The organism is Kitasatospora sp. NPDC051984, from assembly GCF_044593455.1.
GTDB lineage: Bacteria > Actinomycetota > Actinomycetes > Streptomycetales > Streptomycetaceae > Kitasatospora.
This window is the reverse complement of sequence record NZ_JBIUCB010000001.1, coordinates 260,158-278,117: the sequence shown is the minus strand read 5'-3', so window position 1 is coordinate 278,117 and position 17,960 is coordinate 260,158. Positions and strand designations below refer to the sequence as shown.

The 17,960-nt window shown below is 73.7% G+C and carries 14 protein-coding genes; 8 read left to right on the top strand and 6 right to left on the bottom strand.

Features of this window, described 5'->3' with window-relative positions; translation table 11 throughout:
* Positions 1-156: 156 nt before the first annotated feature.
* The 3 genes from ACIHEI_RS01275 to mscL all read left to right on the top strand — a co-directional run bounded on the left by ACIHEI_RS01275 (position 157) and on the right by mscL (position 2,833).
* The gene (locus tag ACIHEI_RS01275; RefSeq protein WP_396605209.1) at positions 157-1,449 is read left to right on the top strand and encodes an MFS transporter; all 1,293 of its coding nucleotides are present in this window, start codon (positions 157-159) and stop codon (positions 1,447-1,449) included.
* A 94-nt stretch (positions 1,450-1,543) separates the two neighbouring features.
* A complete protein-coding gene (locus ACIHEI_RS01270; protein WP_396605208.1) occupies positions 1,544-1,837 on the top strand; it encodes an FmdB family zinc ribbon protein in 294 nt (97 codons plus the stop codon).
* 582 nt (positions 1,838-2,419) lie between these two features.
* Positions 2,420-2,833 carry a large conductance mechanosensitive channel protein MscL gene (gene mscL, locus ACIHEI_RS01265; RefSeq protein ID WP_392952312.1) on the top strand — a complete coding sequence of 138 codons (414 nt, stop codon included), beginning with the start codon at positions 2,420-2,422 and terminating at the stop codon, positions 2,831-2,833.
* A gap of 11 nt (positions 2,834-2,844) precedes the next feature.
* On the opposite strand, the gene ACIHEI_RS01260 is transcribed toward mscL, so the two are convergent.
* Positions 2,845-3,012, bottom strand: a complete 168-nt coding sequence (locus ACIHEI_RS01260; RefSeq protein WP_396605207.1) for a hypothetical protein — start codon at positions 3,010-3,012, stop codon at positions 2,845-2,847.
* 66 nt (positions 3,013-3,078) lie between these two features.
* Entirely contained in the window at positions 3,079-4,050 is a 972-nt protein-coding gene (locus ACIHEI_RS01255) for a sigma-70 family RNA polymerase sigma factor (RefSeq protein ID WP_387638242.1), read from the bottom strand.
* Between the two features lie 322 nt (positions 4,051-4,372).
* On the opposite strand from ACIHEI_RS01255, the gene ACIHEI_RS01250 reads away from it, so the two are divergent.
* Both ACIHEI_RS01250 and murJ read left to right on the top strand, forming a co-directional pair.
* Positions 4,373-5,185 carry a phosphatase PAP2 family protein gene (locus tag ACIHEI_RS01250; RefSeq protein WP_392952317.1) on the top strand — a complete coding sequence of 271 codons (813 nt, stop codon included), beginning with the start codon at positions 4,373-4,375 and terminating at the stop codon, positions 5,183-5,185.
* Positions 5,186-5,489: 304 nt separating this feature from the next.
* Positions 5,490-7,715 (top strand): murein biosynthesis integral membrane protein MurJ, encoded by a 2,226-nt coding sequence (gene murJ / locus ACIHEI_RS01245; protein ID WP_396605206.1) that lies wholly within the window; start codon positions 5,490-5,492, stop codon positions 7,713-7,715.
* A gap of 169 nt (positions 7,716-7,884) precedes the next feature.
* Here the strand turns inward: murJ and ACIHEI_RS01240 are convergent, their stop codons facing one another.
* The gene (locus ACIHEI_RS01240; RefSeq protein WP_396605205.1) at positions 7,885-8,895 is read right to left on the bottom strand and encodes a LuxR C-terminal-related transcriptional regulator; all 1,011 of its coding nucleotides are present in this window, start codon (positions 8,893-8,895) and stop codon (positions 7,885-7,887) included.
* Between the two features lie 276 nt (positions 8,896-9,171).
* Between ACIHEI_RS01240 and ACIHEI_RS01235 the strand changes: the two genes are divergently transcribed.
* The 3 genes from ACIHEI_RS01235 (at position 9,172) to ACIHEI_RS01225 (ending at position 10,725) form a co-directional block, all read left to right on the top strand.
* On the top strand, positions 9,172-9,498 hold the full coding sequence (locus ACIHEI_RS01235; RefSeq protein WP_392952325.1) for a hypothetical protein: 327 nt from the start codon (positions 9,172-9,174) through the stop codon (positions 9,496-9,498).
* Between the two features lie 236 nt (positions 9,499-9,734).
* Positions 9,735-9,995: a hypothetical protein gene (locus tag ACIHEI_RS01230; protein WP_396605204.1), complete on the top strand. Its 261-nt coding sequence runs from the start codon at positions 9,735-9,737 to the stop codon at positions 9,993-9,995.
* A 34-nt stretch (positions 9,996-10,029) separates the two neighbouring features.
* Complete coding sequence (locus tag ACIHEI_RS01225; RefSeq protein ID WP_396605203.1) at positions 10,030-10,725, top strand: LuxR C-terminal-related transcriptional regulator; 696 nt, start codon at positions 10,030-10,032, stop codon at positions 10,723-10,725.
* Between the two features lie 75 nt (positions 10,726-10,800).
* On the opposite strand, the gene ACIHEI_RS01220 is transcribed toward ACIHEI_RS01225, so the two are convergent.
* Genes ACIHEI_RS01220 through lanM form a run of 3 tightly spaced genes read right to left on the bottom strand, consistent with a single transcriptional unit; the run spans position 10,801 to position 17,959 of the window.
* Positions 10,801-12,318: a SagB family peptide dehydrogenase gene (locus ACIHEI_RS01220; RefSeq protein ID WP_396605202.1), complete on the bottom strand. Its 1,518-nt coding sequence runs from the start codon at positions 12,316-12,318 to the stop codon at positions 10,801-10,803.
* 53 nt (positions 12,319-12,371) lie between these two features.
* Positions 12,372-14,648: a TOMM precursor leader peptide-binding protein gene (locus ACIHEI_RS01215; protein ID WP_396605201.1), complete on the bottom strand. Its 2,277-nt coding sequence runs from the start codon at positions 14,646-14,648 to the stop codon at positions 12,372-12,374.
* A gap of 29 nt (positions 14,649-14,677) precedes the next feature.
* Positions 14,678-17,959 carry a type 2 lanthipeptide synthetase LanM gene (gene lanM / locus ACIHEI_RS01210; RefSeq protein ID WP_396605200.1) on the bottom strand — a complete coding sequence of 1,094 codons (3,282 nt, stop codon included), beginning with the start codon at positions 17,957-17,959 and terminating at the stop codon, positions 14,678-14,680.
* Position 17,960: the final 1 nt, after the last annotated feature.

The following is a 17,960-nucleotide window of genomic DNA, read 5'->3' as shown; positions in this document are numbered from 1 at the left end:
GAGTCGGCGCGACCGCTCGGCGGCCGGGCCCCGAGGCGCACCGCCCGGGCCCGGTAACAACCCCGGTCGACGCGCGAGAGGACGACTCTCGGCGCCGGTCCCGGTTCCTTTTCGCTTGCCCGGTCCCGCGCTACCAGGCAGCAGAGAGGACCGACCGTGGCGGCCCGCCGACCGGTCGACGACACCACCTCCAACGGCTACGTGGCCCTGCTGCGCACCCCGCGCGCCTGGACCTTCCTGCTCCCCGCCCTGGTCGCCCGACTGCCGTACGCCATGCTCGGCCTCGGCATCGTGCTGCTGGTGCGCGACACCACCGGCTCCTACGGCCTGGCCGGCGCCGTCGCCGCGACCGCAGCCGTCTCGCAGGCCCTGATCGGCCCGCAGACCGGCCGGCTCGCCGACCGGCACGGCCAGGCCGCCGTGCTGGTCCCCGCCGTCCTGGTGCACGCCGCCGCGGTGGGCACGCTGATCGCGCTCGCCCACGGCGGCGCCCCCGAGTGGACGCTGTTTCTCGCCGCCGCCCCGGCCGGCGCCTCCGTGCCGCAGGTCGGCGCCATGGTCCGGGCCCGCTGGGTGAACCGGCTGAACCAGCGGCCCGCGCTGCTGAACACCGCGTTCGCCTTCGAGTCCGTCACCGACGAGTTCACCTTCGTGATCGGCCCGGTGCTGGCCACCGGCATCGCCACCGCGGTCAACCCGTCCGTCGGGCTGATCGCCGAGGCCACCCTCACCGTGATCGGCGGCCTGGCCTTCGCCGCCCGCCGCGGCACCGCCCCCGCCCCCAGCGGCCCCGCCGCCCCCGGCCTGCGCCGCGCCTCCGCACTGGCCTCCCCCGGCGTGCGACTGCTGGCCGGCGGGTTCCTCGGCCTCGGCACCGTCTTCGGCGCGCTCCAGGTCTCCATCACCGCCTTCGCCGAGGACGCCGGCACCCCCGGCCTCAGCGGACCGGTCTACGGCCTGTTCGCGGCCGGCTCGATGGTCGCCGGCGTGCTCTACGGCCTGATCCCGTGGCGCAGCTCGGCCCGGCAGCGGATGCTCGCCTGCTACGCGCTGCTGGTGATCGGCTGCTCCACCCTGTGGGCGATGCCGAACCTGGTCTCGCTGGCGATCGCCGGCCTGTTCTGCGGCCTGGCCATCGCCCCCACCCTGATCACCGGCTACACCCTGGTGGAGACCCTGGTCGCGGACGGCGCCAAGACCGAGGCGTTCACCTGGCTGACCGGCGCCATCGGCCTCGGCCTGGCGGTCGGCTCCACCGCCGCAGGCCAGCTGATCGACCACTCCGGGCCCTCGCTGGGCTTCGCCGTCGCGCTGATCGGCTCCGGCCTCGGCCTGGTGGCGATGGTCACGATGCGCGGCCTGCTGCTCGCTCCGGCCGCCCCCGGCCGTACGGTGGTTCACGGTGCCGACGCCCGTCAGGAGCCGGCCGGAGCGGGCCTGCGCGGCTGAGCCGCTGGACTCCACCAGCGGAATGCCGCATCATGGACCGTCGTTAGCACTCGTAGCGTGAGAGTGCCAGGGGGAGTGCAGGAGGAAGCGGAAAGTGCCCACGTACCAGTACCAGTGCACCGAGTGCGGCAACAGCCTCGAGGCGGTGCAGAAGTTCAGCGACGACGCGCTGACCACGTGCCCCGTCTGCCAGGGGAAGCTCCGTAAGGTCTTCTCGGCCGTGGGCGTGGTCTTCAAGGGCTCCGGCTTCTACCGCACCGACAGCCGCAGCAGCTCCAGCAGCTCGCTGAGCTCGTCGTCCTCGGCCTCGTCGTCGTCGAGCACCTCGACCACTTCTTCGTCGACTTCGTCGACCAGCAGCACCAGCTCGGCTCCGGCCGCGAGCTGATCGCCCGAAGCAGCAGCGCAGCAGGCCCCGCCCGGGTACCGACCGGGTGGGGCCTGCTGGCGTGTCCGGGGCGGTTACCCGGGTTCCTCCGGACGGCGGGGCGCGGCGCCTGCGGGGTGTGCTCCGAACGGCGCAGCGGTTCAGCCTTGCGGGTGACGGCGGTTTTCCACAGGGCCGGGTTATCCACAGGGTGGGGATATCGGCGGGCGCGGGCCGCGGGGCGGGCGCAGGATGGCTGCCGCGACCCCGGTCGGGGCCGCCGTTCCCGAGGAAGGGCCTGCCGCCATGACCGCCTTCGTGCTTCCCCCGCTGCCCGCCGCGCCGGTGCCGCCGCGCCGCGAAGTGCCCGATTTTCCACCGATCCGGGGCACCGCGCGGGGCCGCCACCGCTTGCGGCAGGCCGTGCGCCGGCGTCCGGGCCTGCTCGCGGTGGCCTGCCTGGCGCTGGCCGCCGCGTTCACCTCGGGCCCGCTGCGGCCCGCTCCCCCGCCCGGTCTGGGAGCCGCCGGATGCCCCCGGGCGTCAACCGGAGGGCTGTGGATTCACCCGTGACCTACGCGTACTGCCGCCGTTCGACGCGGCATGAAAGGCTTCAAGGAATTCCTGCTCCGCGGCAACGTGGTGGACCTGGCCGTCGCCGTCGTCATCGGTGCGGCCATCACCAACGTCGTCAATGCGTTCGTCAAGGGCATCATCAACCCGCTCCTCGGGCTGATCGGCACCAAGGACCTGAACAGCTACGCGTCCTGCCTCCGGGGGCCGTGCTCGATGGACGCGAGTGGCAACGTGACCTCCGGCATCTTCATCCTGTGGGGCTCGGTGATCAGTGCCGTGATCAGTTTCATCATCATCGCCGCTGTTGTGTACTTCCTGATCGTCCTGCCGATGAACCACTACATGGAGAAGCGGAAGACGGTCGAGGAAGAGGTACTGAGCGCCGAGGTGAAGGAGGTCCAACTGCTCACCGAGATCCGCGACGCGCTGGTCAGCCGCTGAGAGCTGCGCTGCTACTTCTCGCCGTGGTGCGGGGGCCGCTGGTCGAGGTACCAGTCCAGCCCCCGCCCGCCCTGCGGCTCACCCCAGCCGCGGTCGGTGTCGTCACTGGTCTGCTGCTCGAACGGGTCCTTGAAGACCAGTCGCGGCTTGGGCTTGTTCGTCTCGTCCTGCTCGGTCATTCGTCCACTCTAGAACCGACGGGCGCCCCCGCAGGGGCGCCCGAAGGACTGGTTGTGCGTCGATGGTCACGCGGCTTCGAAGCCCGCGTGGTCGGCGATCTTCTTCAGCTCGGCCAGCGCGTGCTTCTCGATCTGCCGGATCCGCTCGCGCGTCAGGCCGTGCTGCTTGCCGACCTCCGTCAGCGTCCGCTCGCGGCCGTCCTCCATGCCGTAGCGGCTGCGGATGATGGAGGCGGTGCGGTCGTCGAGGCGGCCGATCAGGCCGTCCAGCTCCTCGCGGCGGAGCATCACCAGCACGGCGTCCTCCGGCGAGACGGCCCCGGTGTCCTCCACCAGGTCTCCGAACTGGGTCTCGCCCTCGTCGTCGACCGCCATGTTCAGGCTGACCGGGTCACGGGCCCAGTCGAGTACGTCCTTGACCCGCTGCTCGGTGGTGTCCAGCTCGGCGGCGATCTCGGCGGGCTCGGGCTCGCGGCCCAGTTCCTTGGCCTTCTCGCGCTGCACCCGGCGGATCCGGCCGAGCTCCTCGACCAGGTGGACGGGCAGCCGGATGGTGCGGGACTGGTCGGCGATCGAGCGGGTGATCGCCTGGCGGATCCACCACGTCGCGTAGGTGGAGAACTTGAAGCCCTTGGAGTAGTCGAACTTCTCCACCGCACGGACCAGGCCGGCGTTGCCCTCCTGGATCAGGTCGAGCAGGGGGAGGCCGCTGCGCGGGTAGCGGCGGGCGACGGCGACCACCAGGCGCAGGTTGGAGCGGATGAAGACGTCCTTGGCGCGCTCGGCGTCGTCGGCTATCGCGCGGAGCTCCTCCGTGCTGGCGCCGTCGAGCTGCTCCTCCTCGTCCAGCAGGTGCTGGGCGAAGACTCCGGCCTCGATGCGCAGGGACAGCTCGACCTCCTCGGCGGCGTCGAGCAGGGGCGTCCTGGCGATCTCGTCGAGGTACATGCCGACCAGATCGCGGTCGGCTTCGAGGTTGGTCGGTCGGGCGGTGCGAGTCCGATCGGCCCTGTCGCGTACGACGGCACGGGTGGCCATGCTTGCTCCCTCACTGACGAGGCCGGGGGCGCTCCGTTCCGCCGCCTGGCACAACCGTGTGGGCCAGTTCCCGGCTCACACGTAACGATCCAACGCACAGAAATCGGACAACATTCCCAAGTGGCTCAGTTTTTCGTGAGCCATGCAGTATCCTGCCGATTTTCATCCGTCGATACACTCAGCGTGACGTGGCTCGCACACCCCGCATCCACCCGCCGCCACCGAACCGGTGCGGAGTCTTCGCGACACATCCGCACAACTGATGCCGAATCGCTATCGACGGACGGCCGGCTGGCCTCCCGCCGTTGGGAAGGTGTCTGTCATGCACCAGTCCACCGATGGCTCCCCGTCGGTCGACCGGCCCCCGGCCGGCCGCCGCCGCTCTCCGGTTCAACGCCGGACACTGCTCCGTTGTGCCTGGATCGGGCTGACGGGTCTGCTGCTGTTCACGGTGCTGCTGGTTCTGGTGAGAACCGGCTGGTCGCCGCTGGACCGGCTGGACCACGGCTGGGTGGCGGCGCTGCACCGGTACGCGCTGCGGCACCCGGTGTGGACGGCGGCCATGCAGACGCTGGCCGACATCGGCGCCCCGTGGACGATGCGCGCCCTGCTCGGCGCCGCCGCGCTGTGGCTGTGGTGCGTGCGCGCCCGGGTGCTGGCCGGCTGGGTGGTCGCGGTCGGCCTGCTGGGCTGGACGGTCAGCGGGGCGGGCCGGGCGCTGATCGGCCGGGCCCGGCCGCACTTCGCCGACCCGGTCGCGGTGGGCTCCGGCGCGGGCTTCCCGTCCGGGCACGCGATCGCCTCGGCGGTGGCCTGCGGGGCGCTGCTGGTCCTGCTCTGGCCGCGGGCGGACCGGGCGGTCCGGGCGGTGGCGGGCACCGGCGCGGCGCTCACCGTGCTGGGCGTCGGCTGGACCAGGCTCGCACTGGGCGTGCACTACCCCAGCGACGTGCTGGCCGGCTGGGCGGCGGCGGCCGCGGTGCTGGCCGGGGTGACGCTGGCGGTCGAACTCTGGCTGCCTGGCCGGCTCGGCCGGGACGTCCGCCGACTGCACTGGCGGCTGCGGCCCCGAGTGCAGCGAGTGCTGGCCCCGCCGCTGCCGGTCGAGGCGGACGGCGACCCGGGCCGTTCCTGACGGTTCGTGAGCAAGGTCACACTCCGCATCCGGGTCGTCCGGGGGAGGGAACGGACGTGGGCGGCATTCCGCATGTTTCCGGGCGGAAACGGCGCTCGGCAGACGACCCGCCACGGCCTCCGAACGCCCACCGCGACGGGCCGGATCGGCCCCCGAACGGCACCCGACTCCCCATCGGGTGCCGAATTACGGCAGACTTCTGCGGCTGGATGCACCCTGCAACCGGCAGATGGAGCCCGGCCGGACCGGAACTCCCGCACATTCCCACGCAACGCCGCACGGGCACCGATCGACGGGGGGTCCGATGACCACGCACACCGCGGACGGCCCGACCGACCCGTACGACCCGTACGCGCAGCAGAGCGGCCAGTACCCGCAGCAGGGTGGTCCGTACGTTCCGCAGGGCGGCCAGTACCCGCAGCAGGGCGGCCAGTACGCCCAGCAGCCGGGTGGTCAGTACCCCCAGCAGGGCGGCCCGCAATATCCTCAGCACGGCGGCCCGCAGCACCCCCAGCAGGCTGGCCAGTACCCCCGGCAGCGCGGGCCGTACGTTCCGCAGGATCCGCCGGCCGTTCCGCAGGATCCGCCGACCATGCAGTTCAGCCGGATCCCCGACCAGTTCGGCGAGTACGACCAGGTCGGCTACCCGCCGCCCCCACCGCAGGCCCCGGTGCCGGTGCCTGCGCCGCGGGCGAGCGAGGAGCAGAAGCAGGAACAGGCGGAGAAGCCGGAGACCAAGCCCGCCGCGTCCACCGGGCGCAACGGTCTGATCATGGCGCTGGGCTCGCTGGCGTCCCGTGCGCTGGGCTTCGTGCGCAGCGCGGTGATCGTGGCGGCGCTGGCGACCGGCCCGGCCGGTGACGCGTTCAACGTGGCGAACTCACTGCCGAACATCGTCTACATGATGCTGCTCGGCGGTGTGCTGGCCTCGGTGTTCGTGCCGGAGCTGGTGCACGCGATGCAGACCCACAAGGACGGCGGCCAGGCGTACACCGACCGGCTGCTCACCCTGTGCGGGACGATCCTGGTGGTGCTGACGCTCGGCGCGTGGCTGTTCGCCCCGCAGATCGTCGACCTCTACTCCACCTTCGACGGGGTGCAACGCGAGCTGGCGATCACCTTCGCCCGGTACTGCCTGCCACAGATCTTCTTCTACGGCGTGTTCACCCTGCTCGGGCAGGTGCTGAACGCCCGTGACCGGTTCGGCGCCATGATGTGGACGCCCGTGCTGAACAACGTGGTGGCCATCGGTGTGTTCGGCGGCTACCTGGCGATGGGACACCACGCCTACCAGGCCGAGGAGGTGAGCAGCAGCGACGCGCTGCTGCTGGGCGTCGGCTCGACGCTGGGCATCGTGGTACAGGCCGCCGCACTGCTTCCCTCGCTGCGCAAGGCCGGTTTCACCTACCGTCCGCGCTTCGACTGGCGCGGTGCGGGCCTCACCCGGCCACTGCGCGCGGCAGGCTGGGCGCTGGCCCTGGTGGCGGCCACCCAGTTGTCCTTCGCGGTGATCAGCAGCCTGGGCACCGGTGCGGGCAAGGCGGCGGATGACGCGCACATCCCCGGCGGCCGCGGCTTCACCGCCTACAACAGCGCCTACGCGCTGTTCGTGGTCCCGCAGGGCGTGATCACCGTGTCCCTGGTGACCGCGCTCCTGCCGGGCATGTCGCGGGCGGCGACGGCGGGCAACTACCGGAAGATCGGCGAGGACCTGTCGGGAGTGCTGCGCTCCTCGGCCGCAATGGTGGTGACTGCCGCCGTGCTGTTCTTCGCGCTGGCCCCGCAGATCGCGATGGCCGCGTACGGCTACGGTTCCGGCGCCAAGGTGCACGACAACGCGATGGTGATCGCCTCGTTGCTGATGGCCTTCGCAATTGGCCTGCCCGCGTTCTGCGCCCAGTACGGCCTGGCCCGCGGCTTCTACGCGATGGGCGACGCCAAGACGCCGTTCTGGCTGACCCTGATCTCCACCGGCACCAACGCCGCGCTCTGCTGGGTGGCGTACGAGACGCTGCCGCTCCAGAACAAGGTGATCGGCATGGCGGCGGCGCACACCGCGGCCGCCATCCTGTCGGTGGTGGTGACCGGCGTCGCGCTTGGCCGGCGGCTCAGCAAGGGTGCTCCCCTGGCTGCGGCGCCCGCCCCAGCGGAGCCGGACCTGGACTCGACGATGGTGCTGCGCACCGATGCCTTCGCGCCGGGTGCGAACGCCACCATGGATCTGGGCGTGCGGCGCGGTGGTCGGCGCGGCAGTGGGCTGGAGGGCTTCCGCCTGGTGACCCTGCACGTGGGCCTGATCGTGGCGTGCCTGCCCGGCGCGTTCGCGGCGCACTGGCTGGCGGGGCGGTTCGGCGAGAGCCTGTTCGGCAGCCTGGCGGGCCTGGCGGTGGGCTCGCTGGCGGTGCTGGTGTCGCTGTTCGTACTGGCCCGTCCGCTGGGCGTGGGCGCGTCGGTGGCGCCGTTCGCCCGCAAGCTGCGGATCCCGTACCCGACGCCGGCGCCGGCCGGCGGGGGCAAGCACCGGCGCTAGGGTCCGCCGTCGGTGCCGGGCGGTGCCGGGCGGTGTCCGGTGCGTGCTCTCGGTGTGCCGGGGTGGAAGGCCTCGCCCGGGGACGCCTCCCGGCCGAGAGCCGGGCGCGCGCCGTGGGGCGGGCGGGATCTCGGAGACAGGCCCTGGCCGGGGACACCGCCTCGCGGCGTCAGGCGGGGGCGTCCTCGGCGGCTTCCAGCCAGCCGAGGCCGGCGACCTGGATGCCGGCCTGGAAGCGGCTGCGGGCGTCCATCCGGACCATCAGGTCGGCCATCATCCGGCGGACGGTGCGGAGGGAGACGCCCAGGCGTTGGCCGGCGCGTTCGTCGGTGAGGCCGTCGGCGAGCAGGCGCAGCAGTTCGCGTTCCTGGCCGGTGAGGCCGTGCGGGTCGCGCTGGGTGGATTCGCCGAGCGGGCGGGCGTGGTCCCAGACCTGGTCGAACAGGGCGCGCAGGGCGGCGACCACGCCGGGGCTCTGGAGTAATACGGCGCCCTTGCGGGGGTCTGCGGGGTCGATCGGGACGATGGCGGTGGCGTTGTCGACCAGGATCATGCGCAGCGGCAGGGTGGGTGCGGTGCGGACGGCGCCGCCGAGGCCGTGCAGCCAGCGGGCGTACTGGACGGTGGCGGGGTCGTTGCGGACGCTGTCCTGGTAAACCGTTCTCATCCGTACGCCGCGTTCCAGGGTCTCCTGGTCAAGGGTGCGGCTGGCCTCCATCACCTGGGCGGGCTGCGGGCCGCCGGGGGCGAAGGAGAGCACTTCGGCGGTGGCGTCGGAGGCGAGCTGGATCAGCCGGTCGCGGACCTGGTCGAGGCTGAAGAGCATTTCGACGCCGCGTTGTTCGCCGGGCGAGTGCAGGTGGGCGTACTCGGCGATCAGGCCGGCCATCGCGGCGCGGCTGCGTTCCATTTCGCGGTGGCGGCGGGCTGCCTCGGCCTCCTGGTGGGCGAGCAGGGCGGCCAGGCCGCGTTCCGGGTTGACGGCGCGCCAGCGGGTTCCACAGCTGGTGGGGCGGGTGAGGGCGAGGTCGGCGAGGCGGTCGAGAGCGGCGCAGACCTCGGTCTCGGTGCTGTCCAGGTGGGTGGCGAGGCCGCCGGTGTCGAGGTCGGGGTGCAGCAGCATTGCCCGGTAGACGGCTTCGCCGAACGCGTCGAGCCCGATCGGGCCGCCGGCGGTCAACGTTCGGTCTTCCGTATGTCCTGTCCGGTGCCGGTGCGCGTCGCTCTTCTCATCTCGGCCTCCATGCGCCGGTTCGCGGCGCTGCCCCCGGGTAGCGTCCTGATCGGGCGTCAGGTTATTGCCACCCGAGTCAGGTCTGGAACTGACTTGCGGAGATTCTGGCGGACGGGTGGGCAACCCGTGAAGGGTGCCGGGCAACTGTCATTTTCTTGCCAGGCGGATATCTGTCACCCGTGACGCCCTCCGGCGGGGGCTCGGGTCCGTCACGCTGGGGGGGTGTACGCGATCCGCCTGGAGCTGATCCCGCCGCGGCCCGTCCCGGGCGGTCCGGCGATGGAGGCCGATCCGGTCCGGCTGGCCCTGCTGCGGCTGCCGCTGATCGGGGCCCGGGTCTGCCATGCCCGGGTGCTGACCGGACCGGACGGGTTGGCGGCGGTGTGTTTCCTGACCGCCGGGTCGTTGCTGGCCGCGGAGCGGGCGCTGCAGGTGGGCGCGGGTGCGTTGACGGAGCCGGGCGGGCCGTTGCCGGGCTGGGCGGTGGTGCGCTGCGAGGCGGATCCGTGGATCGCGCTCGGCATGTTGCAGGCCCGAGCACGGAGTTGACCTCTCGGCGGGAAGCTGGCCGTTCGGTGTCACGGCACTCTGGTGCCAGCTCCGGGTGCTGACGCGGGGGTGCCGTCCGGGCCACTCTTGGTGATGTCGGCAGGACGGCGGTGCGAGACCGCGGGAGCAGCCCCCGGCGGGGCCGCGGATCGCACCGGAGACCTGACGGCGGTTCACCACACATGCCCCGGCGGCAGCCCGGGGATCGGCCGAACGCGAGAGGATCGGGCACTCCCATGACGCTGAACATCCGTTTTGTCACGATTGCCGCTCTGGGTGCGATGGTGGTCGGCGGCGTCGCCACCGCCGCGGAGTTGGCCGGGCCGAGCCGGCCGGGAGCGGTGGTCACGGCGGACGGCACCGTCGCGGGCGGTCCGCAGCCGCCGACCGACGCGGGTGCGCAGGTGATCGTGGTCGGGCCGACGCCCACCCCGGCGCCGTCCGGCAGCCCGACCTCGACCGAGCCGCCGCACAACGACACCTGGGGCTGGGGCTGATCGGGCCGGGCGGCAGAGCCGGGGAGGCGTCCGGATGACCACCGCACTGGAACGCCCGCTGGTGCAGCGGGCCCTGCCCCACCAGTTCCCGCTCGCCGCGGCAGCGGCGGCGAGCCCGACCAGGGTGCTGTTGGCCGACCGGCACCACCTGTTCCGTTCGGGGCTGGGGGCGCTGCTGGACCGGGAGGAGGACCTCGCGGTGGTCGCCGAGGCGGTCGGCGGAGAGGAGGCCGCGGCGGCGGCGTCCGGGGTGCGCCCGGCGGTCGCGGTGCTCGGCGTGGACGAGGAGCAGCCGGATCCGACGGCCGCCGCGCGGCGCCTGCAGCACGCCGCGCCGGGCACCGCGGTGCTGCTGCTGGTGCCGGCCCTGCCGCGGACGGCGCAGGCGCGGCGGGCGCTGGTGGAGGGCGCGGCGGGGGTGCTGCTGAAGGACGTGCAGGCGCCGGCGCTGATCGCGGCGGTGCGTGAACTGGCCCGCGGCGGGCGGGTGTACGACCCGCGGCTGGTGCTGGAGGTGGTGCGGGCCACCGGGCAGCCGGGTCCGCTCAGCCGCCGGGAGCTCGCGGTACTGGGCGAGATCGCCGAGGGCAGCACGGTGCAGGAGGCCGCGGCGGCGCTGTCGCTGTCGCCGGGGACGGTGCGCAACTACGTGTCGGCGGCGATCGCCAAGACCGGGGCGCGCAACCGGTGCGACGCGATCCGGATCGCCCGCGAGTGCGGCTGGCTGTAACACCCCATGAATGGTCCCGCCGACGACCCGTCAGATTCCGCTGACGGGTCGCAGGCGTGCGCGTGTACGGGCAGTTCAGAAGTTTCCGCCGAGGCCCTCCCCGGCCCGGGCGGCGGAGACCACGTCGGCGAAGCCGTGCGCGGTGCGCGGCAGGTCGGCGGGGCGGCTGCCGATCAGGAACTCGCCGACGGAGGATTCGGCGGCCCAGTCCAGGCCGAGGGCGCGGGCGGCGGCATCGGTGTCGCCGGAGCCGAGGCCGCAGGGGGCCAGGCCCATGGCGGTGGCCACCAGGTAGAGGGTCTGGTAGAGCACGCCGACGTGCTTGAGGGTCAGTGCGTAGGCGATCTGGCTGTACTTCCAGGACAGCCGGCCGAACCGGCTGGTGACGGTGAGCAGTACCTGGGGTTCGACGATGCAGGCGGTGGCCCGCCAGGCGGCGGTGACGAGTTCGCTGAACGCGGCCTTCTCGCCGGGGTCCTGGAACGGGCGCGGGCGCAGCCGGTGCGCGGCGGCGTCGTAGCGGTAGACGCCGGGTTCCAGGCCGACGCACTGGACCACCGAGAGGTAGATCTCGAGTTCGCCGGTGGCGCCGCCGGCCGGGTAGGGGCGGTCGACGCCGTCGTAGCCGTGCGGGTCGGCGGGGTCGCCGGGGATGATGCGGCGGACCCGGGCCACCCGGTAGAGCAGTTCGGCGAGTTGATCGAGTGTCACCGGGGTCTCGGCGTAGGCGCGGACCGAGCGGCGGCCCTCCAGGACCTCGCTGAGGGCGGGGTCGCGGGCGACCACGGTGTCCCAGTCGGGGATCGGCAGCTCGATGCCGGTGCCCTCCTCGCGGGTGCCGGGGCCGGAGACGACGGGCAGTCGCGTGACGTCCTGGTGGGCGAAGACGCCGCCGGACGGGTAGTCGTGCCGGCCGGGGCGGCTGCGGGCGTGGAACAGCAGGTCGTGGAAGTCCCAGAGCGGGGCTTCGGCGCCCTGTCCGGCGTCCAGGAAGCCGCCGCCGGCCAGCAGTCCGGCGAGTGCCTCGCCCTCGCCGGCGGACATTCCGGCGAGCAGTGCGGCGTCCTCGGCGGTGCGGGAGGTGCTGAGTGCGGTGACGAAGGCGCCGGCGGCGGCCCGGTGCAGGACCAGCCGGAACGGTGCCATCGGCGATTCGAGGACGCAGGATTCGCCGTGGCCGTCCGGCAGCCGGCGCAGGTAGGCGAACCGGGAGAGCACCAACTGTCCGGTGGGGCGGGCGAATCCGGGCAGGTCGGCGGAGCGGGCGATGGGTACCGCGGTGGCCAGCGGATCGCCGAGCGGGTCGGTGACGGTGGTGTTGACCAGGTACGGGAAGCGTTCGAGCAGTTTGAGCAGGCGGACCTGGTCGAGGGCGAGTTCGTCCAGGTCGGCGTCGGTGCGGGTGAGTTCGGCGAGTGCGGCGACGGTGCGCTCGCCGAGGGCGTGGATGCGCTGGCGGCCCCACGGGTGGGTGAGTTCGACGTCGGCTCCCTGGGCGGTGACGTCGACCTCGGGGCGCAGCCGGAGCAGGCGGCGCAGCGGACGGTGGTCCCCGGCGGTGGGGGCGGGTGGCAGGTGTTCGATGACGGTCATGGGTACCTCCCCGGATGGGCGGGGCAGCCGGGCCCGGCTGCCCCGCGCTTCGGTCAGATGAAGATCGGGATCGGGTTGAGCGCGCTCTCCGGGGTCGGGGTGTCAAGCCAGCCGAGCCGGACGGGGACGTCGTAGAGCCGGCCCGGCGCGAAGCGGGCCCAGAAGTGCCGCATGCCGGGGACGATCACCCGGGCGACGGGCAGGCCGACGTCGGGGCGGGTCTGGTCGGCGACCAGGAACTCCATGCCGTGGTCCTCGACGATGCGCTGGACGAGCGCCAGGTCGTCGGCGAGGTCGGCGCCGGCCAGCGGGAGCCAGCTGGCGGGGGTGGAGCGCGGGGCGTTCGGGTCGGGCAGCAGGTAGGGCTGGTTGGCGACGGTGGCGGTGGTCCACCAGGCCTTCTGGTCGCGGTCGGCGCCCGCGTAGCTGACCCGGCCGTGTTCGTCGCCGGCGACGGGGCCGAGGAACTGGTTCATTTCGGTGAGCGCGCGGGTGAGCGCGATGTGCGGGTCGAGGTGCGCGCCGAACGCGATCAGCACGTCCTCGTTGCGGCCCGAGCCCGGCTTCGCGTCGAGCCGGCGGGAGAACGCGCCGACCACGGGGATGCCGAAGTCGGCGGTCAGGTCGAGGGCCCAGATCTCCCGGCGCAGTCCGCGGTAGACCTCGCGCAGTTGGTCGATGTACGGGTCGCCGAAGGCGTCCAGGTCGATGCCGGGGCGCTGCACGCGGTTGTACCACCACAGGGCCACCGCGTCGCGTTCGACGAGTTCCAGGAAGCCCTGGAGCGCGGCGTCCTCGAAGGAGGTGCCGGCGGCGCAGCCGTTGGAGTCGCCGGCGGCGTAGAACCGGCCGCTGTGCCGGTAGCCGTAGTACATCGCCTGGGTGGGCAGCCAGCGGTGGCGCTGCTCGGTCAGCGACCAGGCCGGGGACCATTCGATCGGGTCGTCGGTGCGGAACGGCTCGGGGACGATGTGGAACGCCGACCGCTTGGCGTTCCACTGCTCGCGTTCGGCGTACTGCTTCGCCGAGTACAGCAGGGTGCGTTCGGGGTGGATCGCGGCGTCGCCGAGTTCGGCGAAGGTGGCGAGGCGGCGGGCCTCGTCGCCCTGGAAGACGCCGGAGAAGCGCTCCATGGCCTCGCCGAGCGCGGACGCTCGGGCCTGCGCGTCGGTGCGGCCCTTGCCGCAGCTGTTCGAACGCAGGCCGCTGCGCAGCTGCCGGAGGCTGCCGGCCTGCCGGGACAGGTTCTGCCCGGACATGTACACCCGCAGGCCGGTGGGGGTGTGGGCGGCGGGGACCAGGGTGGTGACCACGCCGGTGATCGGGCTGAGCTGGGGGCGGTACTTGTCCAGCATGTCCTCGGGCGAGGCGGAGCGGTGCCCGCCGTCCGCGGTGAACGCCTTCGGGCGGGGCTCGAAGCGGACGGGCTCCAGTTGGCGTCGGGTCACGGTCGCGTCGTCGCCGCAGGCGGTGCACTGCGGGCGGCGGACCAGGGTGTGCTTCTCGCTCTCCAGCAGCACGGTGTCCAGGGTGGTGACGGCGGCCTGCGCGGGGCGGGCGCCGGCCAGCCACTTGGTGGTCTCCAGGGCGGCGAGCTGGGTGCCGAGGGCCAGGGTGGCGGGCAGGTGGGCGCCGGCGGTGGAGATCGGCTCGTCCTGGCCGAGGCGGTGCTGGAGGTAGCTGAGCGACTGCCGGTTGGCGGACAGCCGGTGCGCCAGGCACTCCCAGCAGCCCGAACCGTCCGTACCCTCACTGCCCGGCACGTCCGGGGTGAAGACCGGGCCGACCCAGACGATCGAGCCGACCGGGCGGGCCAGCAGCCAGGGGCGGCCGTCGGCGAGCGCCTGCCGGTTGCGCTCGGCGAGGCCGGGGTGCAGGTAGTCCTCGGTGAGGGCGACGGTGAACTCGGCGTCCTGGTCGACCGTCACGCCGGCGGCGGTCAGTGCGGCCAGGTACGGCGCGGTGTCCACGTCGCCGTGGACCTCGATGCGGACCCGGGCGCTGTGCAGCGCGGCCATCGCGGTGTCGCCGTCCTGCCCGGCCATTTCGAAGAAGGCCGCGCCGGGGCGGTCGGTGTCCGGGTCGGCGGCGGTGAGCCAGCCGCCGGCCAGCAGTTTGCCGACGCCCGCGTCGACCTTGTCGGCGGGGACGACGCCGTCGAGGGCGGCGCCGATCTGTTCGGCGGTGCGGGTGCCGTCCAGCAGCGGGGCGAGAGCCTGGGCGAGCCTGCCGTCGACCACCGAGACGCCGCGCTCGGAGACCAGGTAGACGGCCTCGCCGTCGACCACGTACGGGGTGAACTGGCGCTTGAATCCGATGAGTTCGGACATGACGGGTACTCCTCGAAGCGGTGGCGCGGTCAGCGCAGGGTGGCGAGCGGGGCGGCGGAGGTGTCGTGCACGCGAAGGAGCAGCAGGCCGACGGCGACGGTGCCGTCCAGCGCGCCGAGGTTGACGGTGTCGTCGATGGCCCGGTCGGGGAACCAGGTGCCGTGCACGCGGTGCCGGGTGATCAGTTCGCGGGCCATCAGGGCGGCGGCTTCCCGGCCGTCGTAGAACGGGCCGGGCAGCAGCGCCTCGGCGCCTTCCGGCAGGGTGTGGATCAGGCCGGCCTCGGCGGCGGTGAGCGCCTCGGTGGCGGCGGACAGCAGGGCCCGGCCGGAGAGCGCGGCCAGTTCGGGGCCGGTGACGGGCGGGGCGAGCGCGGCCAGGTCGGCGCCGTCCACGGCGTCCGCGCCGAGCGAGACGGCGGCGTCCAGGCAGGCCAGGCGGCCGGCCCGGGTGCCGGTGGCGAAGCGGTGCTCGCGCAGCCGGGCCCGGACGGCCTCGGGGTCGGCGAGCAGCGCGGGGGCCTCGGCGACGGTGCGGGCGAGTGCGGCGGCGATCGAGTCGGTGCCGCCGGGGACCAGCTCCCGGAAGTCGAACGCCGGCGCCTCGTCGTCGAGTTGGCCGGTCGCCCGGGTGGCCAGCGCGCGGATCGCCCGGTCGGTGTCGGGGTGGCCGCTGCCTGCGGCGCGGCGCAGCCGGAGCAGATTGAGTAGCAGGCCGGCGGTGCCGAGCGAGGCGTCGGCGGGCGCGGCCGTCCGCGGGCGGCCGGGCCGGTCGGAGACGGACTCGGCGACGCCGAGCGCGCCGGGGACCAGGGCCTGCGCGGCGGCCAGGAACTCGCCTTCGCCGAGCAGCAGTCCGCCGCGGGCCAGGCCGTGGATGATCGCGCCGGGTCCGGCGAAGCCGCCGGGGACGGGCGCGCCGGACGCCAGCCGGGGGTCGGAGGCGAAGACGAAGGCCCGCGGCTCCTCGATGTCGATCACCGCGGCGGCCTCGGACAGCAGGCCGTGCGCGGCCCGGTGGAAGCGCGGTTCGCCGGTGGCGGACCAGAGTTCGGCGAACAGCAGGGCGATGCCGAGGGTGCCGGACACCAGGTCGGGGCCGAGTGCCTCGATCTGCCGCAGGCCGGTTCCCGGGTACCAGCTCTGGCCGAGCCAGCCGGTGGACCGCCGGTCGGCGAGGATCCGGTCGCCGAGCGCGGTGGCCTGCGCCAGCAGTTCGCCCGGGGTGGGCGGTTCGGCGGCGCGGGCCTGTCCGGCCGATCTTGCCGGATCGGCGTGCGGCGTCGGGCGGGCGGGCCTGGCGGGGGTCTGTTCGGTGCCGGCCCGGGCGGCGTCCACGCAGCCGGACAGGATGGCGACGTGCGCGTCCAGGTCGAAGCCGTCGAGTTCGGCCACCCGCTGCTGGAGGCGCTTCCAGCCGGTGGAGCGGAAGTGTCCGGGGATCTCCCGGCCGTCGGCGGTGAACACCGAGGAGGAGGTGGTCAGCGAGCGGAAGAACGGGATGTCGAAGGAGCGGAAGGAGTCGAGTTCGGCGAGCACCACCTCCAGCAGGTCGCCGCGGGCGGCCTTCCCGGCCCGGGCGGCGACGGCCCCGCGCAGCGCGCCGGCGATCACGGTCTCCCGGGTCGCGCCGTCGTCCAGCGCGAGCGGGCTGGTGGAGGCCCGGAGGATCTTGTACCCGTCCCAGGTGTGCCGCCAGATGTAGCGCACCCAGACCCCCCGGAAGCCGCTCAACGGACCCTCGGGGTCGGCGAGTTCGCCGCGCAGGCGGTGCAGGACGGCGTGCATCTCGCGGTAGCCGTCGACCACCTCGCCGGTGTACTGCCACGGGTCGGCGGGCCGCCCGTCGTGCACCGGGCGGTACGGGGGCAGCGGCAGGACGGGCACGCCGGGGGCGCTCTCCTGGCTGCCGACCCGGGACAGGCAGCCGATGTCGACGGCGTCGGTGTGGCCGGGGGGCGTCCAGGACAGGAAGGCCATCGAGGTGCGCACCACGGTGGTCTCCAGCTCGTCCAGCAGGCTGTGCTGGGCGGCCGACAGCGCCGGCGGGTCCTGCACCCGCGGGTACAGCAGGCACTCCAGGTCGACCAGGACCGGGTGCTCGCCGTCGGCGAGCAGGTTGTCCGCCCACAGGTCGCGGCCCTCCAGCAGCTGGACCAGGCGGATCGTCATGCCGAGCCGGCGGTAGAACCGGGCGAAGCCCTCCCGGTCGGCGCACGGGCGGGCCGGGACCAGCTGCTCCCAGCCGTAGTCGCCGGAGCAGTCGGTGCTCAGCGAGGCTCCGTGGCCGTCGTCGCCGCGGTCCGAGCGGAGCACCACGGTACGCAGCGGAAGGTCCAGCGACAGTTCGGAGTTGAGGCGCTCGACCAGGCCGAGGAAGGCGGTGGCGTGCCGCATGTCCTTGGGCTTGTAGACCACGCCGGCGCCGTGCTCGAAGTGCAGCAGCGCCACCGAGCGGCCCTGGGCGTGCCGGTCGCCGGCGTCGCCGCGGACGGCGGTCAGGGCGCCCGGGTCGGTGCCGTGCCACATCCTCTCGACGAGTTCCTCGCGGTCGGCGGCGAGCCGGGCGAACAGCTCGGTGTACATCTCCTGCCACTGCCGGCAGACCGTGCCCACCAGGTGGGCGAGGGCGGGCAGCCGCTCCAGGCGGGCCAGCCAGCCGGTGGCGGAGGCGTCGAGGCCGCCCTCGGTGTCCCAGTCGGTGGCGCGCGGGCGGCCGGTGGCGAGCTGGAACTCGTGGCAGAACGTCAGGTGGCAGGCTTCGGTGAGCCGCCGGGTCAGGGTCTTCGCCAGATCGGCGCGGGCCGCGCCGGTGACCGGGACGCCGAGGATGCCGCCGGGGCCGGTGGGCAGCAGGGCGTCGGCGGCGGCGGCGAAACCGGCGGTCAACGCGCCCGGGGCGGTGGCGGGTTGGGCAGGCTGGGCGCGGAGGAAGGCGCCCAGCGCGTGCGCCCAGGAGGGCAGCTTCTCCGGGTCGGCGAGGCGGACCCGGCGCAGGCCCTCGCCGAGCGGGCGGCCGGTCTCGGCGAGGTGTTCCAGCAGCACGCCGGCGGAGCGCCGGTCGCCGGCCGCGCGGCTCAGCCAGGTCTCGACGGCGGCGGCGCGGCTGCGGCGGTCCTCGGCCGGGTCGGGGGTGAACAGCGCTTGCCCGTCGTCGCGGGCGGCGGCACGTTCGTCGAAGCTCGCCGCGGCGGCGATCACCTCCCTCAACCTGGCGTCGGCGCCACGGAGTTCGGGCAGCAGGGCGTCAACGGGGGTGTCGGGGCCCGGACTTCCGGCGGTGCGGAGCCAGGTCTGCAGTTCGAGCGACATC

Bases quoted from the DNA above. Each gene is read 5' to 3' on its own strand.
- mscL (WP_392952312.1), top strand. From the start codon at position 2,420: ATGAAAGGCTTCAAGGAATTCCTGCTCCGCGGCAACGTGGTGGACCTG.
- ACIHEI_RS01260 (WP_396605207.1), bottom strand. From the start codon at position 3,012: ATGACCGAGCAGGACGAGACGAACAAGCCCAAGCCGCGACTGGTCTTC.
- ACIHEI_RS01255 (WP_387638242.1), bottom strand. From the start codon at position 4,050: ATGGCCACCCGTGCCGTCGTACGCGACAGGGCCGATCGGACTCGCACC.
- ACIHEI_RS01250 (WP_392952317.1), top strand. From the start codon at position 4,373: ATGCACCAGTCCACCGATGGCTCCCCGTCGGTCGACCGGCCCCCGGCC.
- murJ (WP_396605206.1), top strand. From the start codon at position 5,490: ATGACCACGCACACCGCGGACGGCCCGACCGACCCGTACGACCCGTAC.
- ACIHEI_RS01230 (WP_396605204.1), top strand. From the start codon at position 9,735: ATGACGCTGAACATCCGTTTTGTCACGATTGCCGCTCTGGGTGCGATG.
- ACIHEI_RS01225 (WP_396605203.1), top strand. From the start codon at position 10,030: ATGACCACCGCACTGGAACGCCCGCTGGTGCAGCGGGCCCTGCCCCAC.
- ACIHEI_RS01220 (WP_396605202.1), bottom strand. From the start codon at position 12,318: ATGACCGTCATCGAACACCTGCCACCCGCCCCCACCGCCGGGGACCAC.
- ACIHEI_RS01215 (WP_396605201.1), bottom strand. From the start codon at position 14,648: ATGTCCGAACTCATCGGATTCAAGCGCCAGTTCACCCCGTACGTGGTC.
- lanM (WP_396605200.1), bottom strand. From the start codon at position 17,959: ATGTCGCTCGAACTGCAGACCTGGCTCCGCACCGCCGGAAGTCCGGGC.